The following is a 23,865-nucleotide window of genomic DNA, read 5'->3' as shown; positions in this document are numbered from 1 at the left end:
GGGTCACAACCCGGGGTCAAGTCTAACATTCGAACACCCGACGAAGCATGCTACACTATAACCAATCACCCCCCTACCGAGACGGCGGGCAAAGGCGGCATCGGTAGTCCTTGGCGGCCAGCCTGAAGGGCGGCGGTGAGGTAATCCCAAGCGGACGCCTTCCTTGCGCGACAAGTGTCGATGATGCTGGCGAGCAGCGCAAACGCTCGAGTTCCTTGCTCGCTGCGGGTGCCGAAGCTCAGGCGACGAGCGATGACCCAGTGGCGCAACAGACGTTCGGCCGCATTGTTGGTGAGCGGCAGGCTGGGGTCGAGTAGGGGCCGGATGATCGCTTCCCAATCGTTGAGCATCTCGCGGCAGAATTCGCCGAGTTTGACGAAGGGACTGTGTTGGTGGCGTTCGCACAAGGCCTTGAGTTGGGCCAAGGCTGGCGCCTGTCGCTCGGCCAAGTCGTCGGAAGGGCCATCGCGGGCGGCCTGGATCGCCTGTATCAGACCACTCATCAGGTCGAGGAGTTGCTGCCCGACCTGACTCGTGTGCCGGCAAGTGGCCTCGGCCAGTCCGCGGGCCTTGCGCAGGAGATGTGCCAGGCAGCGAATGCGATTGAGGTACGAACGGTAGACCGCGTAACCATCGCTCATCAGGCAGCCACCAAAACCACCCTGCAGGGCATTGACGAAGATCTCGGCGCTGCGTGCGCCGATGAAGTACACCACCGTCGTCACGGCGTTGAACACCCACAACCACAGCAACTGGCCACTTTCTCGCCACGGCGTCTCGTCCAGGTGCAGCAGGCCGGCGCGCTCGATCTCCTCCAGCAGCAGGTCTTCGACCGGCGCGACCTGGCCGGCGCTTTGCCGTATGGTCTGGTCGATGAGTCCGGCGGACAGTTGCAGTCCGAGCAACTCCCAGAGGAGTTCCCGGACCTTGGCGCGCGAGAGCCGATAGCGCAGGCAGAGCATGACGATCAGCCCGGCCAGGCGCGGCCCGAGCATCTGCTGGGCATCCACCCGTGCGCCTTGCCATTCGGGCAGGACCAACGCACGCGGCGGCTGATGGAGGCTGCAGTGGCCGCACCCGCACGGGGCTTCCCAGAACCGGTGCTGAGTCACCCACAGCCGCAGGCCTGGGGCGTTCGGATCGGCCGGCCGCACTTCGATTTCGTCGTAGCCCCCATAGGCTTGGCCCACCGGTTCGGCTGCGAAGGGCTCGTCACAGGCCGCGCATCGCTCCGGCCAATGATCGAGCACGGCGTTGACAGTCAGCTTCTGGGTTCGGCCAAACCCGGGCGCGCCCGGCTGCCGCCCCGGGCGACGCGCCGCAGGGGCCGCCGTGCCGGAAGGCGCCTTTGCCACCTGAGCGCCGTCGTCGCTCGCCTCAACCGCCTCTCCGTGTTCGTCGGCCATGGTCGTCGGCGGATCCCCATACGCACTGTCCGTCGGCGGATCACGCTCCGCGGCCCCACGCGGTTGGCGATAGACCGAATCGCTTCCGGGCGGACGCGAACTGTTACGGGAGTCCTGGTTCAATCGGTCCCGCGCCTCCTTGAGGTCAGCCAGCAGGCGCTCCGCCAACCGCCGCAACGCCTCGTCCTCAAGCCGCGACAGAGCATCGCGGTCGAGTTGGCGAAGATCGTGGTCGGTCAGATGCATGGCACGACGGGCTTGGCTGTGGGCAACGGCGCTCAGTCTAATGCAACTCACGCTCAGTTCCCACAAAAGCGTATGTGGTTTCTCAGCTTACATCGGTAAGCTGTTGAGAAAAAACGATCGGGCGGATTGTCTGATCGCCCACGACGGCATGCGCACCGGCGCACAGCGGTCACGAACCCCGTCGTTCGTCCGCAGGCACGGCCGCGGGGGCTGGTGGCCAATCGGCGGGGAGGGGGAGTGAACGGTTACTGCTACACTTGCCAGATGGCTAGACCGCTAAGGCTGGAATTCTCTGGGGCCGTTTATCATGTCACCTCGCGCGGGGATCGAAGAGAGGCGATCTTCCTCGACGATGCTGACCGCATCGACTGGCTGGAGGTGCTGGGCATTGTTTGCGCTCGCTTCAACTGGGTCGTGCACGCCTTCTGTCAGATGACCAATCACTATCACCTGTTGCTGGAGACGCCGGATGGCAATTTGTCGCTCGGGATGCGGCATTTGAACGGTCTCTACACGCAGCGCTTCAACCGCCGCCACGGCTTGGTTGGGCACCTCTTTCAGGGGCGCTACAAGGCGATCCTGGTGCAGAAGGAAGTCTACCTGCTGGATCTGACTCGTTATGTAGTCCTGAATCCGCTGCGCGCCGGGATGATCGTTTCGCTTGATGATTGGCCCTGGAGCAGCTTTCCGTTCGTTGTCGGACGGGAAGCTCCGCCACCGTGGCTGGATGTGGACTGGCTACTGCGGCAGTTTGGTCCGGAGCGCGGCGAGGCTCGCCGCGCTTATGTGGAGTTTCTGCTGGCTGGCAGGGGTTTGCCGAGTCCCGTTCTCGAAGCTCGCCAGCAGTTGGTGCTGGGCGATCGCGCTTTCGTGGAACGGCACTGCCAGAAAGGCATTCCGGAGCAATTGCGCGAGGTCTCGAAGGCTCATAGGCGCGCAGTGGCTTTGTCGCTCGATGAGTACGCGATGCGCTACCCCGAGCGAGATCTCGCCATGGCCCTGGCCTACCAGTCCGGTGCCTATACGATGGCGGAAATCGGCCGACATTTCGCGGTGCACTACATGACCGTCAGCCGCGCCGTCCGCAATTACGAACTGCAACAAAGGACGACAAGGTAGGGCTCGACAGGGCTTCTCCGTCGGTGTTCGCACGGACAGCGTCAAACCGGCGAACCGCCCACAGGCGATCTCCAACCGACGCCGGCTTCAGATCAGATGTATGCCAAGGCGCAGCGCGAGGTCGACGAATTGCTCCCGTTGCGGCGGACTTGCCAGTGGCGTCTCGTGCAGCACCTCTTGGATCGGTGATCCGCGGAAGCGCTGCTGGAAGAGCATCAGGCAGCGTGCCGAGTCGTCCCTCTTGGATCCCCAGACGATGCCTTGGGCGCTTGGCCGCTGATCGAACGCGGCCTGCGCCCAGGCACGGGTTTCCGGGTAGCAGGCTGCCTCGCTGTCGATCAATTGACCACGGGTGAGATGCAGCTTCGGCAGGAAGGGGGTGTGAAACGATACGCACTGGATCGCATCGTCCAGTTGCAGCGCGGCGATGCGGTAGTGCGCCAGGTCAGCAAGGCTGAAGACGCCGGGTGGATCGAGCGGTACGTCGTGCAGCACGGATTCGAGGCAGGCAGCGCGTTCGCTGGTGGCTGCGTACCACGTGCCGACCGCGCCGCCGTCGGGTAGCTTGAGCGGCGCGAATCGGGTATCGCCCCAGCCGAGTGAGAAACTCTCCGGGGTATTGGGGTGGTCGCGGGTGCAGAAGACGTGGTACCACACCGGCGCTTGCCGGCGGGTGAGGGTCTCCAGGGTGAAGTGCTCGGATGGTCCCGGGGCCGGCAGGCCGCAGCTCATGCCTGGTAGCTACCCAGGCGATGGCAGACGGCCTGGAGCAGCGCTTCCCGTTCGTCGAGGCAATCGCGAGGGGCGCGAGCACGCTGGGCTTCACCGGGACCGGCGGCGGCGAGCCAACCGTTGGGGAAATGAAACCAGGCCGCGATCTGCCAGGTGTCGGCGACCTCGCCGAACTGGGCGAGAACCTCGGCAATCACCGGCAGCGGTTGAAGCGCTTCGCTGAACTGATAGGCGGGAAAGTACTCTTTCCCGTCCCAGCTTACGGCATAGATTTTGCCGCGTCTTTTCCAGTCACTCGCGGGAGCTGAAGGATTCTTCGGCGGCCTGGGTTGCAGATCGTGGATCTGCTGGGCGGTGAACCACTGGGTCTCGGCGAAAAGGCAGGCAATCGTCTTGAGGCGGGCGGCGCGCTCCCGGACCAGTGCATCCGACGGCGGCGTGACCTCGATCACCAGCCGCGCGATCTGGTCTGCCTTGTCGAGAAGTTGGGTGCGCCCCTCGCGCTCCAGCAGTAAAACCACGCGCGCCAGACCCTCCTGGAATTCCAGAGGAACCACTGGCTCTGCCACTGGGAGAGCGTTCGAGTTGGTTCGCACCGTCTGTCGCCTCAATCGGTGTGGCGGCGCAGTTGGCGCTTCATCACGAGCTTTTGCAGCGTGGGTCATGGCGATCTCTTTTTGCCTATTGTGCCCTTAAACTACATCATAACGGCAAAATAGGCAATGACGACAACCCGCATTCATTACCGTGAAAGTCGCGCCAGAGATTTGCGAATTTCCCCGATTGCTGGAGAGGTCGGGGAGCGAGAGGGGAACCGCTGTCAGCGGAGCATGCTTTGTGCGCATCGATCGATTCTGTCGTGAAAGCCGGAATGAGCCGTGCAAGGGAAGAAACCGGTCATGGCTTTCATCATCGGGGGGGTCCGCCATGACTTCTTGGCAAGACAATGACCGAGTGTCGGTCATTGTCTTGCCAAGAACGGGTCATCATCCACACATGGCTTTCCGCATTCGAGAAGGTAGAATCCTCGCCATGACACGCTCTGACATCATCACCGTTCTCGCTTCTCGCTTCCATAGTCTTGTGGCGAAGGATGCCGAAATCGCGGTTAAAGAGATCCTCGACGCCATCGGGATTGCTCTGGCACAAGGTGATCGCGTCGAAATCCGTGGTTTCGGAAGCTTCCGTTTGAACTACCGCCCGGCACGAACAGGGCGCAACCCGAAAAGCGGAGAGCCCGTGGCGGTCGCCGCGAAATATGTCCCGCACTTCCAGGCCGGCAAGGAAATGCGCGAACGCGTTGAGCAGTCGGTCAAGCCCGCGCCACTCCAGCGGGCTGCCTGATGTGCGTCTAGCGGTTGTCTGCGCCGATCGTGTTGAGCGGAGGCCTGGTTTTCCAGAGACGGCCAAGCGCCGATCGCCATGGCGCCGGCACGGCCTTTTTTCGCAAGACGTGGCCATCGTTTTCGCCGCTGACTTTGAGCGCGTTGCTCATGGCTGTCCGCCGATGATGACTTTTCGCGGGACATACCCGGAGGTATTCCACGCAACCGTTGCCGCCGGCGTTTGTGCCGGCGTCGCGGTGACCTTCTTTGCCGCCTTCGCCGTCTGCGCCGAGCCTGGCTGCACCGTTGCCAGAGCCCCAGGTATCGACGAGGGCAGGGCGCCCACTTTCGTCACGTCCACCGTGACAAAGCGGGCCTCCAGCCAATCCGCCCACCTTCCGGCCTTGACGAGCAGATCGGCCCGGTATACCGCGTTGTAGTGTGGCGTCCGGGAGTGATAATTTGCGGCCCGCGTCCAGAGGTCGCCCCTGTCCTTCTTGATGTGCTGCCGCAGCCGCCAGGCGGCGAGATCGAAGGCATAGCAACCGGCTGCCGCTACGTCGCCGGGCGTGATGCCGTAGCGAGCTAGGTCGCGCAGGTACGCCGTGTTGAACTGCATCGGCCCCACGTCATGCGTGCTGTTGGTGTTGCGCACCCACTGGCCCGGCTTGCCGGCTTCCTTTTCCGCCACTGCAAGCACGATGTTCGCGGGAACTTGGTACCGCACGGCAGCCGCGATCGAGCAGACGACGCGTTCCTGAAGCTGGGGCGGAAGATCGGTAACAGGCATGAGCTTTCTGCTTTCGTCCTACCAATACCACTCGTCATTCCTGCGCCGGCTATCTTCGGCAGCAATCCGATCGTTGTACCGAGCGCTGGCAGCGATATAGTCGCGCGCATCGACCCAATAGCCGCCTCTTTCCGGCGTCCCGACATAGCGGGGAGCGAGATCCCCGAGGTCCGCGTACTGGTGCCCGGTGTAGGCTGCGCAATAGCCCGGCATCTGGTTGTTGATCAACACCCTGCCACCGTCAGCGTCCCAGGTGTTCCACACGAGAAGCGTCACATTCAGTGAAGCCGCGTCGCAGCGGCCTGCACCGTTCGCCATGGCGTTCACGAGCGAGCGCATTTCCGGAGTCTGATCCGACACCGGGCACAGGCTGAGGAAGTTGGCGCGCGCTCGCACGGTGTCCGACCACTTCCGTTTATGGATACTGAAATAGCGCGAGAGCGACGGCGAGCACTCGCTCGGGCGGGTGCCCGTCGCCAGGCACAGGGTGGCCTCACACGCCAGGCGGGTATCGCCGGTCAGCATCTCCTGGGCACCGGCGGAGGCCGCGGTTGCGGCGGCGATCGCCAGGGCGAACGGAGCGAGAACGCAGTGGCTTTTCATCGGGGAGGCTCCTTTCAAGAAGATCGGGCGGCGCGGTCACGGAATGCGGCGATTTCCGATTCGGCGTCCACCGATTGGTCGTCTGCCTTTGCCAGGCTGTCGCTGCCGAATACGGGCCTCTGATCGCTCCTGGCCTTGATGGCCGCAGCGATCCTGCCGCCCGTCGTCTCGCCGATGCGATCCATCGCGGCATCCTTCACTTCGCCGGCCCTGGCTTTTGCCACGTCCCAGGTGCCTTGCGCCAGATTCGCCGCAGTGCCTGCCGCGACCTTCCCGACCTTGGCCACTGCCGACGCCATGCCGCCCGACTGCACTGCCCCCGGCGTTGCGCCACGCTTTGTGGTTGCCTGCCCGGTGTCGGATCGGCCGGAATGTGAACTGCCTCCACCAGACGATCCGCCACCGGCTGAACCGCTGTCCATCGCCGCTGCCAGCGGGCTCGCGCTGCCACCGCCCGACGACCGGCCCCACCCGACGAACTGCCGTCGGCCAGGCTCGCAAGCATGTCGCTACCACCGGCCACGTCCTGCGACGCCTTGGAGAACGCCGCCATCAGAGCCTGCGCGCCACCAGCCATGCCTGTTGCTCCGGCGGCAATGGCTGCGCCAGCGACACCGACGGCCGCACTGGCCATGCCGACCGCCGCCATCGCCGCGCCCGTACCAAGGCCGCTGCCCATGGTATGCACGCTGCCGCCCATCGCCAGGCCGCCGATCAACGAAGGCAGCTTGGTGACGAGCGCAAACAGCACCACGGCGACGATCATCATGACGCCCAACTCCTTCAGGCTGATGCCCGCGCTCATTCCGGCGTAGTACTGGTCGACGAAGGATTTGCCGATGCCGACCAGCAGGACCATGGTAAAGAGCTGCGCGGCAATGTTCAGAACGGTCTTGTAGTAGCCGATGGCCATGTCGGACGTCCAGCGCGATCCACCGAAGCCAAGGAAGAAGACGCCGGCGTAAGACAGGATCCAGCCACTCACCAGGAGCACCAGCATGTTCACGCCGATCAACGCCAGGATGATGAGGATAGCGGCGCTGATGAGGATGCCGGCCGCGCTGTCGACGGGCGACCACAGCGACGACTGGTCGAGCACCTTGAAGAAGATGTCGAAGCCAATATCGACGATGCCCGACGGGGTCAACGTGGCGCCTGTCCCGGTGGCCATGCCGCCAAGTGTGCGCAGGGAATCCATGATGTCGGTGGCGAAGCGCGGACCGTTGGTGAGCAGCCACCAAAAGAAACCCGCAAATACCGTGAACCGGAAGAACTCGGCGTAGAAGTCGCCGAGGTCGGCCTTGCGCAAGGCCAGCATGCCGAAGGTCCAGACCATCGAGATCACGGCAAGCGTCCAGAACAGAAAGCTGGCTCGCGCCGTGATGACGCCCGCCCAGGCGCTGGCCGCGGCCGCATAACGCGCCAGGACGTTATCGAGGACGCCCGCGTTGTCGATCGCTGCCTGGGCGTCGATGGAGAAGAGCACCAGCCACAACAGCGTCGGAACGATGGCAACCTTACCGACGGCGGCCATGCTCATCGGCGAGCTCACCATTCTTTCTTTGGACTCGGTTGGAATCCGGGGCCGCGACGCAGACACGCCGAGGCGAATTGCTCGCGCGTCCCTTTGTCTTCGACCTGGGCGATCTTTTCCGGCTTGCAGTTCTCGTCATTCACGGCCGGCATCTCCTGCTTGGGAGGCTCCGGCGAGCAGGCGGTGATCAAGGCGGCGACGGGGGCGGCCAGGGTCAGAAGGGCAGGGCGATTGGTGGTCATGTCTGTTCCTTTCGTTTACCGGTTGCGGACCGGGCTGGCGACGTAGCGTCCCTGACGCAGTTGCTCGCCGGCAGCGGCTTGTTGTGCTTCCCGATCGGCAAGCACCTCATTGCGGGTGGCCATGGCGTTCTGCTCGGCTACCAGCAGGGCGCGAATCTGCAGCAGTTGGTTGGCCTGCTGGCTGGCAAGCTGGTTCGCGTAGCTGATCGCCTGCATCTGGCCGGTCGCGCTCTGCGCACTCGCCTGGAGGCGCTGCAATGTCCTGGCGTCCGCTTCCAGAGCAGCCTGTTGCTTGTCCAGACCCCTGAACAGCGCATCGGTGGCTCTCTTCTGTGCTTCTGAACCGAGGCGCTGGTTGTCCTTGATCGCCGCCCACTCCGCGTCGGTGCAACCGCCTTGCCTGAAGCAGGGCGAACCGCGGTAATAGGACGCGTCCTGGAACTTGCCGAGGTACGCGTCGATCGCCTTGCCGTCCGGAAAGACGATGCGCTGCCAGGCGACGAGCACACGGGCCTGGCCGTAGGCAATATCGGTTGAGTATCGGCCGACCAGGCGCGAGCCTTACGGGGTCAACAGATGCTTGCCGGTTGGCGTGTCGTACACGTCTTGCGCAACCTGGGCCATGATCTGGCCTGGCAGCAAGGAGTTAATCCCGGAAATCAGCGTCCCCGGACGGCAGCATGGAGGTTCTGAAAGGCGTCTGGTGGCAGCATCGCAGCAAGTCGAGCGTATACTCATTTGCCAAGGTGCATCGGTCAATCACGGTTGATCGACACGGCGAGTTGAGCGTCGTCGCCATCGACGATTGGCCGAGGAGATAATTCCGGGATTTTGACAAGGAGCCAATTCATGGACTGGCAGGAGCGAATTGTTGCCAACCCCGAAACCTTGTTCGGCAGACCCCACATCAAGGGGACACGCACCGGGGTGGAGTGCATTCTGGACCTGATGGCATCTGGCTGGCGCGAGGCGCAGATACTGGAAAGCTATCCGCACTTGCAACGGGAGGACCTGCTGGCGGTGTTTGCGTTCGTGCGCGACTGCCTGAAGGACGAAGCCTGGATCATGCGCGCGACGATCCGGCGGCCCGGGATTGAGGCATGACCGAGGACCCTGCCGGCCGACGAGAAAGTCCCGTTGCCGTCTCTCTACGCGGAAGCCGATAAACGACTGCGGCGAAAACCGCTGGACTTGATCCTCGACATCAGGACCAACCCTCCCACTTCGATTTGGCCATGCTCCCATGCGTTTCGTGCGGATGAGCTTGATCGCTAACCGGAGCGAGCCTCTTGAGCCGGTGAGGGCGGGTGCTCTCTGTCGCTACGGCCCCGGCCCAATTGATCTCCTACCGCTGATTGGCGCCGAGGTTCCACAAAGCTGGCACCGTGGGTATGATCAGGCACCACTAGATCAGGATGCTTGCGCGTAATGAACAAGATCAACGCCCGACTCGCCCGATTCACCAGACTCGCCTCGTTGTGCCGGCATTTTTTCGTGAGCAGCTCGCCGGAGCCCACTGGCGATCACCTGTCAGGCAGCGCGGTGGTATGCCGATGAAGACCTTGCGTGGGTGGGTCGCAGCGGCTGCAAGGCGGTTCTGGCGACTCGGGCTTCGCCTGACATTGCTCCTGGGTCTCATCTGCCTGGCAATCGCCTTCGGGTTCACGCTCTACGCGGTTGGTGCGCTGCCCTCGCTGCAACCCTGGCACACCGAGCGTCTCCGCGAAGAGTTCAGCGCGAGTCGACACGGCGAGATCGACTTCGCAGGCTACCTGCTGCGCGAAGCGAAATTGTTCGATGAACTGCGGGAGAAGGTCGCGACCTGGGATGCCAGCGACGAGGCACTGGTATATAGCCGGTTCAACGCCACTGGCCGGCTGAGCCTTCTGGTCGAGGGGGCGCCATACAACCGCTCGTTCCGCCTGAAGCCGGCGCAGCCAGTCGGCAGTGCGTTGTTGATTCATGGCCTGAGCGATTCGCCCTATTCGATGAAGGCGCTGGCCGAATCCTTGCACGCACGGGGTTTCGAGGTGACGGTATTGCGCGTGCCAGGGCACGGCACCCTGCCATCGATGATGACTGAAATGACGGCTGCTGACTGGACGGCAGCGGTGCGCATTGCTGCCCGGGACGTGGCAGCGCGCGCCTCGGCTGGGCAGTTGTTCTATGTCGGCGGCTATTCGACAGGTGGCACGCTGGCCCTGCAATACACGCTTGATTCTCTGGAAGACGGCGCTCTGAGAAAGCCGGACCGGGTTCTGCTTGTCTCGCCGGCGATCGAGCTGACCAAGGTCGCGACCCTGGCAAACGTGATCGACCTGTTCAGCATCGTTCCCATTCCGCTGCTGGAAAAGGTCCGCTGGCAGGAGGTTGCTGTTGAGTACGATCCGTACAAGTTCAACTCGTTTCCGGTGAACGCGACACGCCAGGTCAATCGGGCAACGCGCGAATTGCAGCAGGCCTTGGTGCGGGCGACCGAATCGGGGCGCATTGCGCAGATGCCGCCGGTGGTCACCTGGCAGTCGGTGGTCGATTCGACGGTTGGCGCAAGAGGCGTCGTCGATACGCTGTATGCTCGATTGAAGGGAGCCGGGCACCGACTCGTCCTGTTCGATGTCAACCGGCAGCAGGCACTGAACAGCGTGCAACGGCCAGGTGCCAGGAAGTTGATTGAACGCCTGGAGCAAGGTGTCCGGGGGTATGCGCTGGATGTGGTCACCAATACCCATGCGCAAACCAGCCAGGTCAGTGTCCATCATTTCCTGCCGGATGGTACGCAGACCGTTCGCGAGACGACCCTGGTCTGGCCGCAGAACCTGGTTTCGCTCGGACACGTGGCCTTGCCCTTTCCGCCGGATGATGCGGCCTACGGACTGATGCCGGGCAGCGGTCGCGACGGGATCCCGAGCATCGGTTCGTGGCTGCTGCGTGGCGAGAACGGCGCCGTCACCATCTCCCTCGGTTCGCTCACCCGCCCGCGCAGCAATCCGTTCTGGCCATTGATCGACGAGGACATCGATACGCTTGTGGCTGCCGACCGGACCCGCGTTCAACGATAAGCAGCGTTCGGACCGTGGCAGCGCTGGTTACCCGGGCATCGGCTGGTCATGGATCTGGGACGCCGGGTGCGCGCGAATGGCGCCGATTGCGGCCAGCCAGAGGATCGTCCGGGATGTGGATTTCCTGCTGGAGGCATGGCACTATCGGCCTCCCGGAGCAGGAAGAGCATTGACCCATTGGCAAATTATCCGCAGCATCTCGTCCGTGTCCGCGAGTTGTCCGATGGAAAGACGGTTACCATACGCCCCATTCGCCCGGACGATATCGAGAGGGAGCAGGCGTTTGTTCGCCACCTCTCCGAGGAATCCCGTTATTCCCGCTTCATGGCCCAGTTGCACGAGCTATCGGCGAGCAGGCTCAGGTACTTTACCGAGATCGACTACGATCGTCATCTGGCACTGGTGGCCATTGCCACGCAGGACGCCTTGGAGGTCGAAATCGGCGTCGCGCGGTATGTTGCGCTGCCCGGCGCTGGTAGTTGCGAATTCGCGATCGTTGTCGATGATGCCTGGCATGGCTCGGGAGTGGCGAGCATCCTGATGGCGGCGCTGATCGACGCAGCCAGGGAGCGCGGCTTCAGGACCATGGAGGGCACGGTACTGACCACCAACCAGAGGATGCTGAAGTTCGTGCGGCGTCTCGGTTTCGTGGTACTCGTCGATCCGGAAGATCCGGGCACGCTACGCGTCGTGCGGCCGCTTGGTCCGTAAGTATTGACAGGCCTTGCTAGCCTGCGCATAATCCGTGCCGCTGCTGCCTGCGGGTCGTTTCGGATGGATCGATCGGGACGGTGCAGGCCGGCAGATTTTCATGCGGGAATAGCTCAGTTGGTAGAGCGATACCTTGCCAAGGTATAGGTCGAGAGTTCGAGACTCTTTTCCCGCTCCAGATTCCGAAAGGGAAAGTGCGCAAGCACTTTCCCTTTCTTTCATTTCCGGGCAGGTATAATGGGGCGCCCTGCCCGGATGGTGGAATAGGTAGACACAAGGGACTTAAAATCCCTCGGCCTCGCGGCTGTGCCGGTTCGACCCCGGCTCCGGGTACCACCATGCCACTGTGAGTTTCCTGCCCGGGTTTCCGATGATCATTTTCGACCTTGCCTGCCAACACGACCATCGCTTCGAGGGCTGGTTCCAGTCGCGGGAGGATTTCGACAGCCAGCTCGCCAGCGGCCTGATCGCCTGTCCGCATTGCGGGTCGCTGGCGATTCGGCGGATACCGTCCGCGGTGCACCTTGCCAGTTCAGCGCCGGTACCGGCGGCTGTCGCAGCCAAACCCGCAGCGGCAACACCGGTCATCGACATGCGCGCCGGCGCGCTTGCGGCTTTCCGGCAATTGACGGAAGTGCTGCTGGCGAATTGCGAGGATGTGGGCGCGGACTTTGCCGAAGAGGCGCGAAGAATTCACTACGTCGAAGCGCCAGAGCGCTCGATCCGTGGCGAGGCCAGCGCCGAGGAGTATGAGGCGCTGCTGGAAGAGGGCATCGAAGTGTTCCGGCTGGCACGTCTGAAGCCCGGAGACATGCACTGAGGCCGGACCCCGCTTCGGCCTCGGCACGGTCTGCTGCAGGCGCTGGCTGGGCGCGCCATTTGCCGAAAACTTGAGGAGGATCGCTGATGATCAAAGCGCGTGCTGCCATTGCCTGGGCTGCCAGGCAGCCTCTGGAAATCACGGAAGTCGATGTCGAGCCGCCACGGCAGGGTGAGGTTCTGGTTCGCATCGTCGCCACGGGCGTTTGCCATACCGATGCGTTCACGCTGTCGGGGGCCGATCCGGAGGGCATTTTCCCGAGCATTCTCGGCCATGAGGGTGGCGGCATCGTCGAAGCCGTCGGTCCCGGAGTGACGTCGGTGGCGGTCGGCGATCATGTGATTCCTTTGTACACACCCGAGTGCGGCCAGTGCAAGTTCTGCAAGTCGGGCAAGACCAATCTCTGTCAGGCGATTCGCGCGACTCAGGGCAAGGGCTTGATGCCTGACGGCAGCAGTCGCTTCTCGTTGAATGGCCGGCCCATCTTCCATTACATGGGAACCTCGACCTTCTCCGAGTACACGGTGTTGCCGGAAATTTCTCTCGCCAGGATCGCCCGGGACGCGCCGCTGGAGAAGGTCTGTCTGCTGGGCTGCGGGGTGACCACCGGGATCGGCGCCGTGATCAACACCGCCAGGGTTGAACCGGGAGCGACGGTGGCCATCTTCGGCCTCGGCGGCATCGGTCTTTCGGCGGTGATCGGAGCGGTGATGGCGAAGGCGGCACGTATCATCGCGATCGATGTCAATCCGGCCAAGTTTGCCATTGCCCGGCAGCTCGGCGCCACCGACTGCATCAACCCGGTAGATTTCGACCGGCCAATCCAGGAAGTGATCGTCGACCTGACCGACGGCGGAGTCGATTACTCGTTCGAATGCATCGGCAACGTCAAGGTGATGCGTTCGGCGCTCGAGTGCTGCCACAAGGGCTGGGGTGAGTCGGTGATCATTGGCGTTGCCGGTGCCGGCGAAGAGATCTCGACGCGCCCGTTCCAGTTGGTGACCGGCCGTGTCTGGCGTGGTTCAGCCTTCGGCGGCGTGCGCGGTCGTACGGAACTGCCGGGCTATGTCGAACGGGCGCAGCGCGGCGAGATTCCGCTCGACACCTTCATTACGCACACCATGGGGCTGGAAGACATCAACCATGCTTTCGAGCTGATGCACGAAGGGAAAAGCATCCGTTCGGTGATCCTGTTCTGAATGTCTTTTGCCGGAGGTTCGCAAGTGCTGGAAGAGATTGCCGTCAATCGCTGCTTTGGCGGCTGGCACCGGCGCTATCGCCATTACTCGTCAACTCTGCGCTGCACGATGGTGTTTGCCGTGTATCTGCCGCCGCAGGTGGAAGGCGGTACCGTGCCCGCGCTGTACTGGCTTTCGGGATTGACCTGCAGCGACGAGAACTTCATGCAGAAGGCCGGTGCGATGCGCGTCGCCGCCGAACTCGGGATTGCCCTCGTCGCGCCGGATACCAGTCCGCGCGGCGCCGGCGTACCGGGTGACCCGGCAGGCGCCTGGGATTTCGGTCATGGTGCCGGTTTTTACGTGAACGCGACGCAGCCACCCTGGGTTGAGCATTACCGGATGCACGACTACGTGGTCCACGAGCTGCCGGAACTGCTCGAGGCGGGTCTGCCGGTAGACACACGCCGCGGTATCTGTGGCCACTCGATGGGCGGCCACGGCGCTTTGGTCTGTGCGCTGCGCAATCCTGGTCGTTATCGTTCGCTGTCGGCTCTGGCACCGATCAGCCACCCGCTCGGCAGCCCCTGGGGGCAGAAAGCCTTCTCGCACTATCTGGGGGAAGACCGTGCGGCATGGCAAGCATGGGACGCTTGCGAATTGATTGCCGGGGCGGAAGAACGCCTGCCCTTGCTGGTTGACCAGGGTGAAGCCGATGGCTTTCTTGCCGAGCAGTTGCAGCCCGAACTGCTGCGACAGGCCTGCGCCGCGGTTGGCCATCCTCTGCGACTACGCCTGCATCCGGGTTACGATCACAGCTACTACTTCATTGCCAGTTTCATCGACGATCACCTGCGCCATCACGCGGCCGCGCTGTTTCGCTGACGGAGTGCGCTTTGGCGTGGCCGCGGGCGGGTGGCAGCGGCCGCTTGCAGCGGGGTGGCAAGCCAGCTGTTCGTGTCAGGCGGCGACCACGACGCGGTTGCGACCACTTCTCTTTGCCTGATAGAGCGCCGCATCCGCCGCTTCGATTAGCGCCTGGCTGTCCTTCTCAGCGCTGCTCAGGTTGGCCACGCCGATGCTGAGGGTGACCGGGATCGACTGCCGGTCCCAGAGGAAGGCGTAGCGTTCGACCAACGTGCGGATGCGGTCGGCGATCTGGACGGCGGCGCGAGCGCTGGCATTGGGCAGAACGGCGGCAAATTCTTCGCCGCCATAGCGAAAGACCAGGTCCTCGACGCGTGACGCACGCTTGAGGAGGTCGGCGAGCTGGCGCAGTACGGCATCGCCGGCTGCATGGCCGTAGCTGTCGTTGATCCGCTTGAAGTGGTCGATATCCATCAGCAGGCAGGCCATCGGTAAGCCGTTGGACTGGGCAAAGGTCCATTCCGAGGCCAGGAAATCGAGCCCGTGGCGGCGATTGGGGAGTTGTGTCAGTGGGTCGGTCAGGGCTTCCCGGAGCAGACGCTTGTGGGCGACGGCAAACTCGTCCGTCGAACGCATGATGCCGCGGCGTTCGCGCTGGATTTCTTCCCGCAGGAGCAGCATGCGGGTCGCGGTATTGAGGCGGACGCGCAGGGTCTGGATGTCCAGCGGCTTGACCAGGACGTCGTCGGCGCCGGCATCGATGGCTTCGAGAATGTGGGCTTCGCCGCCGGGAGAAGCCAGCAGAAGCGCGTAGCTCTCCTTGCCCGCGGGTGTCTGGCGAAGAGCACGGCAGAAAACTGCCGGCGTGAGCCCTGGCATGGCCATGTCGGCAATCACGATCTGGGCCGGCTGGCGCATCGCCTGCCTGAGGCCGTCAGCGCTGCTGTCCACCAGGACCGGCAGATGACCGAGACTTTCGATCTGCTGCACCAGCGTCGACAATTCCGGCGCCGGGATGCCGACCAGTTGGACATGCAGGCGCGGCGACGTGGCCTGGCCGTGCTGTTCGGGGCCGGTGCTGCTGACGCGCCGGGTGGGCGGACTGGCGGCCAGAATCTCGGCAAAAGGGGGCATCTCCTGCGTGCGAACCTGCAGCATGGCGCCCCATTCTCGCCAGCGCCGGACCATTCGATCGACCATGTCGTTGAGTGCATCACCGCTGATGCCGAGCCGGGCTGCTCGTGTCAGGAGACCGGGAAGGAGGCTCCAGCGTGCTTCTTCATCGGCCATGCAGACCTCGGCCAGCGAGCGGGCGAAATTCAGCGAGTGGGTCAGGGTCTGTACTCGCGAGCCGTCCCGAAAGCCGGCGACATCCGGCTGTTCATGATGGTACGCTGCCTGAATCAGCATGTCTGGCAAGCCCCACTCGGCGAGCATCGTGGCGCCAAGCTGATGGTGATCCATGTTGAAGCATTCGCGCTCGAGTGCCGCCAGGTCGTGCGGCTTTTCCTTCGCCCTTAGCAGCACGTCAGCGTATTCGTCCGGGTAGAGCGAGGCCATGGCCAGTTCACCAACCCGCGCCAGCAGACCCACGGTGAACAGTTCCTCGCTCGAAATCTGTGCGAAGTGGGCGAGTTCCTGGCAGGCAATGCCGGTGGCCAGCGAGTGTCCCCAGAACGCACCGTAATCAAACGTTGCGCATTGACCGCCGGTGTGGCTGTGCATCACCGAGAGGCCAATCACCAGATCACGCACCCGGAAGGCGCCAAGGGCAACGATGGCGCGCTGCAGTGAGACGATCGGCCGCGTGCGGCCAAAGGCAGCGGCATTGGCGAACTTGAGCAGGCGCCCGGCGATGGCCGGGTCGGACTGAACCAGTTGCACCAGATCAGAGACCCGGAAATCATCCCGTTGCAAGAGCTTGATGATCGAAAAGGCAACGCCTTTCGGCGACGGCAGCTTGCCGGTTGCCTTCATCGAGTGGTAGCGGTCGGGGTCGACAAAGTTGATCAAGAATGCCTCGATTCCAGAATCTGCGGACGATTATGCTACAAAAAGGACAGGCACTGGCGGACGCAGCTACTGCGCTGCGCTCGTCGTCTGCGTCGACCGGGCGGTGGGGACAGCCAGTGGGGGCGCTTCGCCAGGTAGCGCCACGATCAGATCGGGGCCGTCCTCGGTTGCCTTGCCGACGCGCTGGCTGACGGTCCAGGCCTGCAGCTCGTCACCTGGGCTGGGCCGGACCAAACCGGCAACCTGATCGGCGGGAGCGGCAAGCCAGTCCTGCCAGTCCCTGGCTGCGATGATCAGGGGCATGCGCTCATGGATGGGACGCAACAGTTCGTTGGCAGCGGTGGTGATGAGGCAGCAACTGCGAATGAGCTTGCCGGCCGGTGAGGTCCACGATTCCCAGAGCCCGCCGATGGCCATCGCTTCCCCGGACTTCAGCGAGATGTAGCAAGCCTGTTTGAGCCGTGCCTGCGGCGCTGTCCTGGCGCTTTTCCATTCATAGAAGCCGCTGGCCGGAATCAGGCAGCGGCGCTGCCGGAAGGCGTCGCGGAAGGATGGCTTTTCCGCCACCGACTCGCCGCGGGCGTTGATCAGCCGGGCTGCAATGGCCGGGTCCTTCGCCCAGTGCGGCAGAAGGCCCCAATGCAGGAGGTGAAGAACGCGTTGGCCGTTTGGCGACTGGCGAACAACCGGAATGTCGGTGCCGGGTGCGATGTTGTAACGAACGGCGAAGTCGACGCACTCATCGAGGCCAAAACGCTGGGACAGCTGCGAGCAAGGGGCTTCAAGGGCATAACGTCCACACATCGGCGCAGTGTAACCCATGCTCGATAGGTTGCGGACGGCTGGGCTCTCCTCGCGCGAAGACGCAGGCATCATGCCGGAGGTCCGGGACGTCTCCCTGACGTCGTGCTGGTGGCGCAGTCCGGGAAGGTCTCAAGAGCAAAAAAAACCTGCCGCCCTTTGAGGCGGCAGGCGAATGCTGGCGACTGGCCGACGAGTCGACCAGTCGCTATCCAGCGTTGATCAGGTCTTGGTACCCAGTGCGCGTTGCAGCTGTTCGAGAGCTGTCGGGTCTTCGATCGTCGTCAGATCGCCCGGGTCGCGGCCTTCGGCGAGCGCCTGGATGGAGCGCCGCAGCAGCTTGCCGGAACGGGTCTTCGGCAGCACGGTCAGGAAGTGCACCCGGCTTGGCCGAGCGATCGCGCCAAGGCTGTCGTCCACCTGCTTCATGACGGCCTTCTCCAGCGCTGCCGCCAGCTCGGGTGTCGCGATGCTGTCAGCACTCTTGACCACGGCAAAAGCCATTGGCATCTGCCCCTTGAGCTGATCGGCGACACCTACGACGGCCACTTCGGCAATCGCCGGATGGCCCTGGATGGCCTCCTCGATTTCGCGCGTCCCCAGGCGGTGGCCGGCAACGTTGATCACGTCGTCGGTGCGACCAAGGATGTAGTGATAGCCGTCCTTGTCCTTGATACCCCAGTCGAAAGACGAGTAAACCTGGGGTTCGCGGAACAGCGAGAAGTAGGTCGACACAAAACGTGCGTCGTCACCCCAGACCGTGCTCAGGCAGCCGGGTGGTAGTGGCGGCACGATGGCGACAATGCCCTTCTCATCCGGATCGCAGATCGTGCCGTCCTCGCGGAAGATCTTGAGGTTGTAACCGTAGACCGGGAAGCTCGGCGTGCCGAAGCGGATCTCGGTTTTTTCGACGCCCGGCATCGCCGACAGGATTGGCCAGCCGGTTTCGGTCTGCCAGTAGTTGTCGATCACCGGTAAGCCAAGTTCGCCCATGATCCACTTGTGCGTTGGTTCATCGAGCGGTTCGCCGGCCAGGAACAGATGCTTTAGGCTCGACAGATCGTACTTGTGCATGTACGCGGTGTCGTGCTTCTTGAGCACACGCGCGGCGGTGGGTGCCGAGAACATCACGTTGACCTTGTATTTCTCGACGATCTGCCACCAGATGCCGGGGTCCGGGCGTAGCGGTGTTCCCTCGTACATGATGGTGCACATGCCGGCGATCAACGGACCGTAGACAATGTACGAGTGGCCAACGACCCAGCCGATGTCGGAAGTCGCGAAATAGGTCTCGCCTTCCTTGCCGCAGTAGATGTGTTTGATCGATGAAGCCAGTGCGACGGCATAGCCGCCGGTATCGCGCTGCACACCCTTGGGTTTGCCGGTGGTGCCTGAGGTGTACAGGATGTAGGACGGCTCGGAGGACTCCAGCCAGGTGACCGGCACGTCGGCGTCCATGAACTGCGTGCGCAGCGTCGCGTAGTCGACGTCACGACCCGCGACCTTGTTGAAACCCTTGTCGAGACCACGGTCGATCATCAGCACTTTGCCCGGCTTGTGTGCGGCCAGGGAAATGGCTTCGTCGAGCAGACCCTTGTAGGGCACCGCCTTGCCGGCGCGCATGCCCGCATCCGACGAGACGACGAGTTTCGGTGTCGCGTCGTCGATGCGCGTGGCGAGCGAACCGGAAGCAAAGCCACCGAAGACGACCGAGTGAATGGCGCCGATTCGGGTGCAGGCGAGCATGGCGAACATCGCCTCGGCGACCATCGGCATGTAGATCAGGACGCGGTCACCCTTGCCGACGCCAAGGCTCTGCATGATCGCCGCCATGCGCATGACTTCCTGCTTGAGTTCGGCGAACGAATAAACCACTTCCTGGTCGGTCTCCGTCGAGATGAACACCAGCGCACGGTCATTCGGGCGTTTGGCGGCGTGACGGTCGACCGCGTTGTAGCAGATGTTGGTTTCGCCGCCGACGAACCATTTGGCAAATGGCGGGTGAGAGAAATCGAGTACCTGGGTGAACGGCTTGTGCCAGTCGATCAGTTTGGCTTCTTCACCCCAGAAGGCGTCCGGATTTTCGATTGATTTCTTGTGAAACTCTTGAACTGTCGTCATAAGACTCCCTCTCCAAAAATTGAATCACCTGCACTAGTGAAAACTAGGCGTGCCGAGTGTCTTGGACTTCCTGCTCCCGGTCAAGCACCCGTTTTCGAATATCTGCCAAGGGCAGACCCAACTTGAACTCCCTTTCCAGCAGTTCGAGAAAGGGTAACATCTCTTTGCAAAGACTGACGAGATGCGGGATTACCGCATGGGCATGACCGGTTCTGATCAGGTCGATCGCATGCCCCAATCTGGGCACGGGGGGCTCGGTCGACGTCTTGTCCACGCAAGCCAGGACGCGGTTGCCGCCGGCTTTCTGGGCGGTCTTCAGACGTGCACCAGCCAGACTGAGCAGTGACGTGGCCGAACTGACCTGATCCACAGGCGTATTCGCAACGCCGATACTCACCGAGAGGGCAAGTCGTTGCCCGTGTATCGCGATATTGGCGACGGCAAACGCTTCCCGCAGGCGCCCTGCAAAGGCCTCGCAGGCAGGGTAGGGGGTACCTGGGGAAACCACCACCAGTTCGCTGTCGGAATAGTGGCCGAGGCTGTCTTCCTTGCGCACCTTCTGCGCCAGAATGCTGGCGAACTTCTTCTGCAACTGCCCGGCAACCACATCGCCGTGCTCCTTGCGGAGGGCGTCAAACCTGTCGAAGCCCATGACCAGGATGCTTGCCGGAGCGTCGAGCCGAAGCGCTTGCGCCAGCGCCTGTGCTGCCTGCACTTCGATGTACTGGCGTGTTGGTAGCCCGGTTGCCGGATGCTGAGCATCGCCTCCGGTCGCATCCTTGACCTCGTTCTGCCCACTACTGGCCGGCTGAAGGAGTGAGGCGATTCGTGCCAGCAGTTGGCTGCTGTCGATTTCCCTGCCGATGACGTCGGAAGCGCCCAGGGCTTTGGCCTGCTCACCGGTCTGCTCGTTGTCGCCGGCAATCATCAGCACGGGTATCTGCCGCAGGCGGGTCAGCTTCGACGCGCGCACCCTGGCCAGCAGACCGTTGCCATCAAGCATCGGCAGCGACAGCGCGCAGATGACCAGGCGGATCGAGTGGTCGAGAACCAGTGCCTGCCAACCCGCTTCGCCGTCAGCCTCCTCGCGGAAGCTGTATTGATCACGAATGCTCTTGATGAGGGTCGCGCGCGCCATTCGCGACACATCGACAATCAGGATACGGGGCCGTTGATTGGGGTCGTCCATCGAGTCTCGCGATCATCAACCCCGGCGCAGTTCAGGCGCCAGCAATATCGACGACGACGCGGCCGCGGATACGGCCTTTGATGAAGTCGTCGAAAACCCCGGGCAAATCATCAATACCGATCGTCCGCGTCAACGCGGACAGATGGCGTGGTCGCAAATCGTCCGCCAGACGCTGCCAGACGCCGCTGCGATAGGGCTCGCCGATGTAACCTGAATCAATGCCGAGAAGACAGGCGCCGCGCAGGATGAAAGGCATGACGGTGGTGTTGAGTGAGGGGCTGGCGGCCAGCCCGATGCTGGCGATCGTTCCGCCCTGTTTCATGGTGCTGACGATCCAGGACAGGACGTCGCCGCCAAGGTTATCGACCGCCCCCGCCCAGAGCGCCTTGTCGAGCGGCCTGATGCGCGTCAGATCGAGCGCCGACCGGAACATGACGTCCGCCGCGCCAAGCCCCTTCAGATAGTCGACTTCGGCTTCCTTGCCGGTCAGTGCGGTGACCTGATAGCCCCGCGCAGCCAGCATGTCCACCGCCAGACTACCGACACCGCCGGTCGCGCCGGTGACGATGAGTGGCCCCTTGCTCGGCTTGAGACCGTTTTCTTCCATCCGTACGATACCCAGCGCTGCCGTAAACCCGGCCGTACCGAGGGCCATGGCCGCATGCAGTGACAGTCCCTTCGGCAAGGGAACCACCCATTGGGCGGGCACCCTGGCGTACTTGGCGTAGCCGCCATGGTGGGCGACACCGATATCGAAGCTTGTCGCAATGACTCCCTCGCCCGCCTGAAAGCGCGGGTCGCTGCTGCTGACCACTGTTCCCGAGAGGTCGATGCCACCGATACAGGGGTACCGGCGGATGATTCGGCCGGCACCGGTGGCAGCCAGTGCATCCTTGAAATTCACGCTGGAGTAGGCGACCTCGATGGTCACCTCGCCCGGGTCCAGTTGAGACTCCTCCATGGTAACGAAGCCGGCGCGCGTCAGACCTTCCTTTTCCTCGATCAGATAAGCCTTGAAGGGACTCATTTACACTCCATGCAGTGGATCGGATTGGCACAACGACTGCGGTTGTCAGTGTCCGCGTCATCAACGAGCGCCGATTATAAACACAAAGCCCGGCACGTTTGAGCGTCAGCAAAGACCGTCCATGGTCTGTCGAAGCGGGGTCGTGAACGGAAAGAAGCCAGGGCGGCAGACTATACCGCTTTCCAATGGGCAATCCCATGTGCAGTGCACCATCAGGCCGGGTCGGGATCGCAGCCATGTTTTGTTGTTAAGTGAGTGGCTTGCGATGGTTCATTGAACTGCTTTCTTGAGCAAACGTTGTTGGAGAGGGTTTACACTGTGACATTTTTCACATAAATTCCGGCCCTATGCTTAGAAAACACATCCTCTGTCCCCTCTTTAGCGCCGCCCTGATTGCCATGTCATGGTTCGGTTCAGCCCATGCCAGCGAGCAGCCGCAGACGGTTGAAGAGCCTTCGCTCCTGGAGCGCTACAGCAGCAGCGCGCAGGATCTGATCCTCAAGGGCTTTGAACTCATCGGTATCAACTACCGTTTCGGCGGTACCAACCCGGATACCGGCCTCGACTGTAGCGGTTTTGTCCAGATTGTTTTCAAGGAAGCGATCGGCGTGCTGCTGCCGCGTAGCGCCAGAGAACAGAGCGAGGTCGGTGCCGTGATCGACCGCCACGAACTCAAGGCCGGCGACCTCGTGTTCTTCAATACCATGCGCCGCGCTTTTTCTCATGTCGGCATTTATCTGGGGGATAACCGCTTCCTGCATGCGCCGCGCACGGGCGCCGAAATCCGGGTTGAAGACATGCGCCAGAGCTACTGGATGCAGCGCTACAACGGTGCGCGTCGATTGCTGGCGCGCTGAAGAAGAACACCCCTCAACGGAAAACAGAAGCGGCGCCCAGCGCCGCTTCTTTTTCGTATCAATCAGGAACGATTCGCATTTACAAAGGTGGCGCTGCTTGTTATCATACTCCGCGATGACACTGAATCTCACCTATGAGCGGAGGCTTGGCCATGGACTTTAGACTGTCCCGTTTGCTGTGTACCCTTGCTATGGCCGGTGTGTCGCTGGCCGGCGCGCAGGCCGAGGAGAAGGTGCTGAATCTCTATTCGGCTCGCCACTATCAGACGGATGAAGCCCTGTACAGTGGCTTCACCCGGCAGACCGGAATCACGATCAAGCGCATCGAAGGCAAGGAAGACGAGTTGCTCGAGCGGATCAGGAACGAGGGTGCCAACAGCCCGGCCGATGTCCTGCTGACGGTGGATGCCGCCCGTCTGGCGGCCGCGCACGAGATGGGTCTCCTGGCGCCGGTCAGGTCGGCAGTTCTCGAGGGGCGTATCCCGGCACATCTGCGGACCAGTGACTGGTTTTCCTTTTCGGTCCGCGCACGCGTCATCATCTATGCCAAGGGTGCGGCCAATCCCGACGAGCTCAGGAACTACAGCGATCTCGCCAATCCTCGGCTGAAAGGCAAGATCTGCTCGCGCTCGGGTTCGCACCCCTACAACCTGTCGCTGATGGCTTCGATCATTGCCCATCAGGGCGAGGCAAAAGCCGAGGAGTGGGCAAAGGGCGTAGTGGCCAACTTTGCCCGCCCACCAAAGGGGGGCGATACCGACCAGATCCGGGCCGTAGCTGCTGGCGAGTGTGCGGTGGCAGTCTCCAATACCTATTACCTGGCGCGCCTGATGCGTTCGGACAAGGCCGACGACCGCAAGACAATGGACAAGATCGGCGTGATCTGGCCTGACCAGAAAGGCAGCGGAACGCATATCAACGTCTCCGGAGGGGGCGTCCTGAAGAACGCGCCGCACAAGGAGGCGGCTATCAAGTTCCTCGAGTACCTGGCCAGCGACGAGGCGCAACGATATTTTGCCGACGGAAACAACGAATGGCCAGTGGTGCCCGGCATCAAGGTTGACAACCCAGCGTTGCAGGCCCTGGGCAAGTTCAAGGCGGACACCCTGCCAGTGGGATCACTGGCCATGTATCGCGCCAAGGCACAGGTCATTTTCGATCGCGCGGCGTACCGCTGATCGCCGGCGGGCCGGGCAACCGGCGCGTTTTCCCGCAGTCCGGCGGG

21 protein-coding genes, 2 tRNA genes and 2 pseudogenes are annotated in these 23,865 nt (G+C 62.7%); 12 read left to right on the top strand and 13 right to left on the bottom strand.

The annotated features are described in order from the left end of the window. Positions 1–65: 65 nt before the first annotated feature. Positions 66–1,703: an IS66 family transposase gene (tnpC, locus tag V5B44_RS17185; RefSeq protein ID WP_332360220.1), complete on the bottom strand. Its 1,638-nt coding sequence runs from the start codon at positions 1,701–1,703 to the stop codon at positions 66–68. 213 nt (positions 1,704–1,916) lie between these two features. Here tnpC and V5B44_RS17180 point away from each other — a divergent pair, with 213 nt between their 5' ends. After that, entirely contained in the window at positions 1,917–2,771 is an 855-nt protein-coding gene (locus tag V5B44_RS17180) for a transposase (RefSeq protein ID WP_332360219.1), read from the top strand. A gap of 87 nt (positions 2,772–2,858) precedes the next feature. Here V5B44_RS17180 and V5B44_RS17175 read toward each other — a convergent pair whose 3' ends face one another. Together V5B44_RS17175 and V5B44_RS17170 are read right to left on the bottom strand one after the other, a co-directional pair. Further along, positions 2,859–3,503 (bottom strand): RES family NAD+ phosphorylase, encoded by a 645-nt coding sequence (locus tag V5B44_RS17175; protein ID WP_332360218.1) that lies wholly within the window; start codon positions 3,501–3,503, stop codon positions 2,859–2,861. After that, complete coding sequence (locus V5B44_RS17170; RefSeq protein WP_332360217.1) at positions 3,500–4,024, bottom strand: hypothetical protein; 525 nt, start codon at positions 4,022–4,024, stop codon at positions 3,500–3,502. The genes V5B44_RS17175 and V5B44_RS17170 overlap by 4 nt, the downstream gene beginning before the upstream one ends. A gap of 511 nt (positions 4,025–4,535) precedes the next feature. On the opposite strand from V5B44_RS17170, the gene V5B44_RS17165 reads away from it, so the two are divergent. Beyond that, positions 4,536–4,847: an integration host factor subunit beta gene (locus V5B44_RS17165; RefSeq protein WP_332360430.1), complete on the top strand. Its 312-nt coding sequence runs from the start codon at positions 4,536–4,538 to the stop codon at positions 4,845–4,847. 147 nt (positions 4,848–4,994) lie between these two features. Here the strand turns inward: V5B44_RS17165 and V5B44_RS17160 are convergent, their stop codons facing one another. The 5 genes and pseudogenes from V5B44_RS17160 to trbJ form a co-directional block, all read right to left on the bottom strand. Continuing rightward, positions 4,995–5,618, bottom strand: coding sequence for a transglycosylase SLT domain-containing protein (locus V5B44_RS17160; protein ID WP_332360216.1), 624 nt, complete (start codon positions 5,616–5,618; stop codon positions 4,995–4,997). An 18-nt stretch (positions 5,619–5,636) separates the two neighbouring features. Continuing rightward, a complete protein-coding gene (locus V5B44_RS17155) occupies positions 5,637–6,221 on the bottom strand; it encodes a TrbM/KikA/MpfK family conjugal transfer protein (protein WP_332360215.1) in 585 nt (194 codons plus the stop codon). Between the two features lie 14 nt (positions 6,222–6,235). Continuing rightward, a pseudogene (gene trbL, locus V5B44_RS17150) lies at positions 6,236–7,755 on the bottom strand (P-type conjugative transfer protein TrbL). Between the two features lie 14 nt (positions 7,756–7,769). Further along, positions 7,770–7,997, bottom strand: coding sequence for an entry exclusion lipoprotein TrbK (gene trbK, locus V5B44_RS17145; protein WP_332360214.1), 228 nt, complete (start codon positions 7,995–7,997; stop codon positions 7,770–7,772). 15 nt (positions 7,998–8,012) lie between these two features. Further along, positions 8,013–8,669, bottom strand: a pseudogene (gene trbJ / locus V5B44_RS17140) (P-type conjugative transfer protein TrbJ); the annotation flags it as partial. A 177-nt stretch (positions 8,670–8,846) separates the two neighbouring features. Between trbJ and V5B44_RS17130 the strand changes: the two are divergent. The 8 genes from V5B44_RS17130 (at position 8,847) to fghA (ending at position 14,650) form a co-directional block, all read left to right on the top strand. Further along, positions 8,847–9,101: a DUF433 domain-containing protein gene (locus tag V5B44_RS17130; protein ID WP_332360213.1), complete on the top strand. Its 255-nt coding sequence runs from the start codon at positions 8,847–8,849 to the stop codon at positions 9,099–9,101. A 449-nt stretch (positions 9,102–9,550) separates the two neighbouring features. Then, positions 9,551–11,056, top strand: a complete 1,506-nt coding sequence (locus V5B44_RS17125; RefSeq protein ID WP_332360212.1) for an alpha/beta hydrolase — start codon at positions 9,551–9,553, stop codon at positions 11,054–11,056. A gap of 177 nt (positions 11,057–11,233) precedes the next feature. Beyond that, positions 11,234–11,767 carry a GNAT family N-acetyltransferase gene (locus tag V5B44_RS17120; protein WP_332360211.1) on the top strand — a complete coding sequence of 178 codons (534 nt, stop codon included), beginning with the start codon at positions 11,234–11,236 and terminating at the stop codon, positions 11,765–11,767. Positions 11,768–11,869: 102 nt separating this feature from the next. Continuing rightward, positions 11,870–11,945, top strand: a tRNA-Gly gene (locus V5B44_RS17115). A gap of 71 nt (positions 11,946–12,016) precedes the next feature. Further along, a tRNA-Leu gene (locus V5B44_RS17110) sits at positions 12,017–12,103 on the top strand. Between the two features lie 34 nt (positions 12,104–12,137). Next, entirely contained in the window at positions 12,138–12,587 is a 450-nt protein-coding gene (locus V5B44_RS17105) for a DUF1178 family protein (protein ID WP_332360210.1), read from the top strand. Positions 12,588–12,673: 86 nt separating this feature from the next. Continuing rightward, entirely contained in the window at positions 12,674–13,786 is a 1,113-nt protein-coding gene (locus V5B44_RS17100; RefSeq protein ID WP_332360209.1) for an S-(hydroxymethyl)glutathione dehydrogenase/class III alcohol dehydrogenase, read from the top strand. Next, the gene (gene fghA / locus V5B44_RS17095; RefSeq protein WP_434735476.1) at positions 13,787–14,650 is read left to right on the top strand and encodes an S-formylglutathione hydrolase; all 864 of its coding nucleotides are present in this window, start codon (positions 13,787–13,789) and stop codon (positions 14,648–14,650) included. 75 nt (positions 14,651–14,725) lie between these two features. Here fghA and V5B44_RS17090 read toward each other — a convergent pair whose 3' ends face one another. From V5B44_RS17090 to V5B44_RS17070, 5 genes are all read right to left on the bottom strand, one after another. Beyond that, the gene (locus V5B44_RS17090; protein WP_332360207.1) at positions 14,726–16,645 is read right to left on the bottom strand and encodes a GGDEF domain-containing response regulator; all 1,920 of its coding nucleotides are present in this window, start codon (positions 16,643–16,645) and stop codon (positions 14,726–14,728) included. A gap of 66 nt (positions 16,646–16,711) precedes the next feature. Further along, positions 16,712–17,521, bottom strand: coding sequence for an SOS response-associated peptidase (locus tag V5B44_RS17085; RefSeq protein WP_332360206.1), 810 nt, complete (start codon positions 17,519–17,521; stop codon positions 16,712–16,714). Positions 17,522–17,668: 147 nt separating this feature from the next. Then, positions 17,669–19,567 (bottom strand): propionate--CoA ligase, encoded by a 1,899-nt coding sequence (locus V5B44_RS17080; protein WP_332360205.1) that lies wholly within the window; start codon positions 19,565–19,567, stop codon positions 17,669–17,671. A 43-nt stretch (positions 19,568–19,610) separates the two neighbouring features. Beyond that, entirely contained in the window at positions 19,611–20,756 is a 1,146-nt protein-coding gene (locus tag V5B44_RS17075; RefSeq protein ID WP_332360204.1) for a GGDEF domain-containing response regulator, read from the bottom strand. 31 nt (positions 20,757–20,787) lie between these two features. Continuing rightward, positions 20,788–21,783, bottom strand: coding sequence for an oxidoreductase (locus V5B44_RS17070; RefSeq protein ID WP_332360203.1), 996 nt, complete (start codon positions 21,781–21,783; stop codon positions 20,788–20,790). Between the two features lie 398 nt (positions 21,784–22,181). Between V5B44_RS17070 and V5B44_RS17065 the strand changes: the two genes are divergently transcribed. Beyond that, positions 22,182–22,640, top strand: a complete 459-nt coding sequence (locus V5B44_RS17065) for a C40 family peptidase (RefSeq protein WP_332360202.1) — start codon at positions 22,182–22,184, stop codon at positions 22,638–22,640. 152 nt (positions 22,641–22,792) lie between these two features. Then, a complete protein-coding gene (locus V5B44_RS17060; protein ID WP_434735475.1) occupies positions 22,793–23,818 on the top strand; it encodes a Fe(3+) ABC transporter substrate-binding protein in 1,026 nt (341 codons plus the stop codon). Positions 23,819–23,865: the final 47 nt, after the last annotated feature.

This window comes from Candidatus Accumulibacter necessarius (assembly GCF_036625085.1).
The sequence above is the reverse complement of the archived record's forward strand: the minus strand, read 5'-3'. Positions and strand labels throughout refer to the sequence as shown.

Coding starts and splice junctions, on each gene's coding strand:
- V5B44_RS17155 (WP_332360215.1), bottom strand. CDS start 6,221: ATGAAAAGCCACTGCGTTCTCGCTCCGTTCGCCCTGGCGATCGCCGCC.
- V5B44_RS17080 (WP_332360205.1), bottom strand. CDS start 19,567: ATGACGACAGTTCAAGAGTTTCACAAGAAATCAATCGAAAATCCGGAC.
- fghA (WP_434735476.1), top strand. CDS start 13,787: ATGTCTTTTGCCGGAGGTTCGCAAGTGCTGGAAGAGATTGCCGTCAAT.
- V5B44_RS17105 (WP_332360210.1), top strand. CDS start 12,138: ATGATCATTTTCGACCTTGCCTGCCAACACGACCATCGCTTCGAGGGC.
- V5B44_RS17125 (WP_332360212.1), top strand. CDS start 9,551: ATGAAGACCTTGCGTGGGTGGGTCGCAGCGGCTGCAAGGCGGTTCTGG.
- V5B44_RS17065 (WP_332360202.1), top strand. CDS start 22,182: ATGTCATGGTTCGGTTCAGCCCATGCCAGCGAGCAGCCGCAGACGGTT.
- V5B44_RS17060 (WP_434735475.1), top strand. CDS start 22,793: ATGGACTTTAGACTGTCCCGTTTGCTGTGTACCCTTGCTATGGCCGGT.
- V5B44_RS17160 (WP_332360216.1), bottom strand. CDS start 5,618: ATGCCTGTTACCGATCTTCCGCCCCAGCTTCAGGAACGCGTCGTCTGC.
- trbK (WP_332360214.1), bottom strand. CDS start 7,997: ATGACCACCAATCGCCCTGCCCTTCTGACCCTGGCCGCCCCCGTCGCC.
- V5B44_RS17180 (WP_332360219.1), top strand. CDS start 1,917: ATGGCTAGACCGCTAAGGCTGGAATTCTCTGGGGCCGTTTATCATGTC.
- V5B44_RS17100 (WP_332360209.1), top strand. CDS start 12,674: ATGATCAAAGCGCGTGCTGCCATTGCCTGGGCTGCCAGGCAGCCTCTG.
- V5B44_RS17130 (WP_332360213.1), top strand. CDS start 8,847: ATGGACTGGCAGGAGCGAATTGTTGCCAACCCCGAAACCTTGTTCGGC.
- V5B44_RS17075 (WP_332360204.1), bottom strand. CDS start 20,756: ATGGACGACCCCAATCAACGGCCCCGTATCCTGATTGTCGATGTGTCG.
- V5B44_RS17085 (WP_332360206.1), bottom strand. CDS start 17,521: ATGATGCCTGCGTCTTCGCGCGAGGAGAGCCCAGCCGTCCGCAACCTA.
- V5B44_RS17070 (WP_332360203.1), bottom strand. CDS start 21,783: ATGAGTCCCTTCAAGGCTTATCTGATCGAGGAAAAGGAAGGTCTGACG.
- V5B44_RS17175 (WP_332360218.1), bottom strand. CDS start 3,503: ATGAGCTGCGGCCTGCCGGCCCCGGGACCATCCGAGCACTTCACCCTG.
- V5B44_RS17165 (WP_332360430.1), top strand. CDS start 4,536: ATGACACGCTCTGACATCATCACCGTTCTCGCTTCTCGCTTCCATAGT.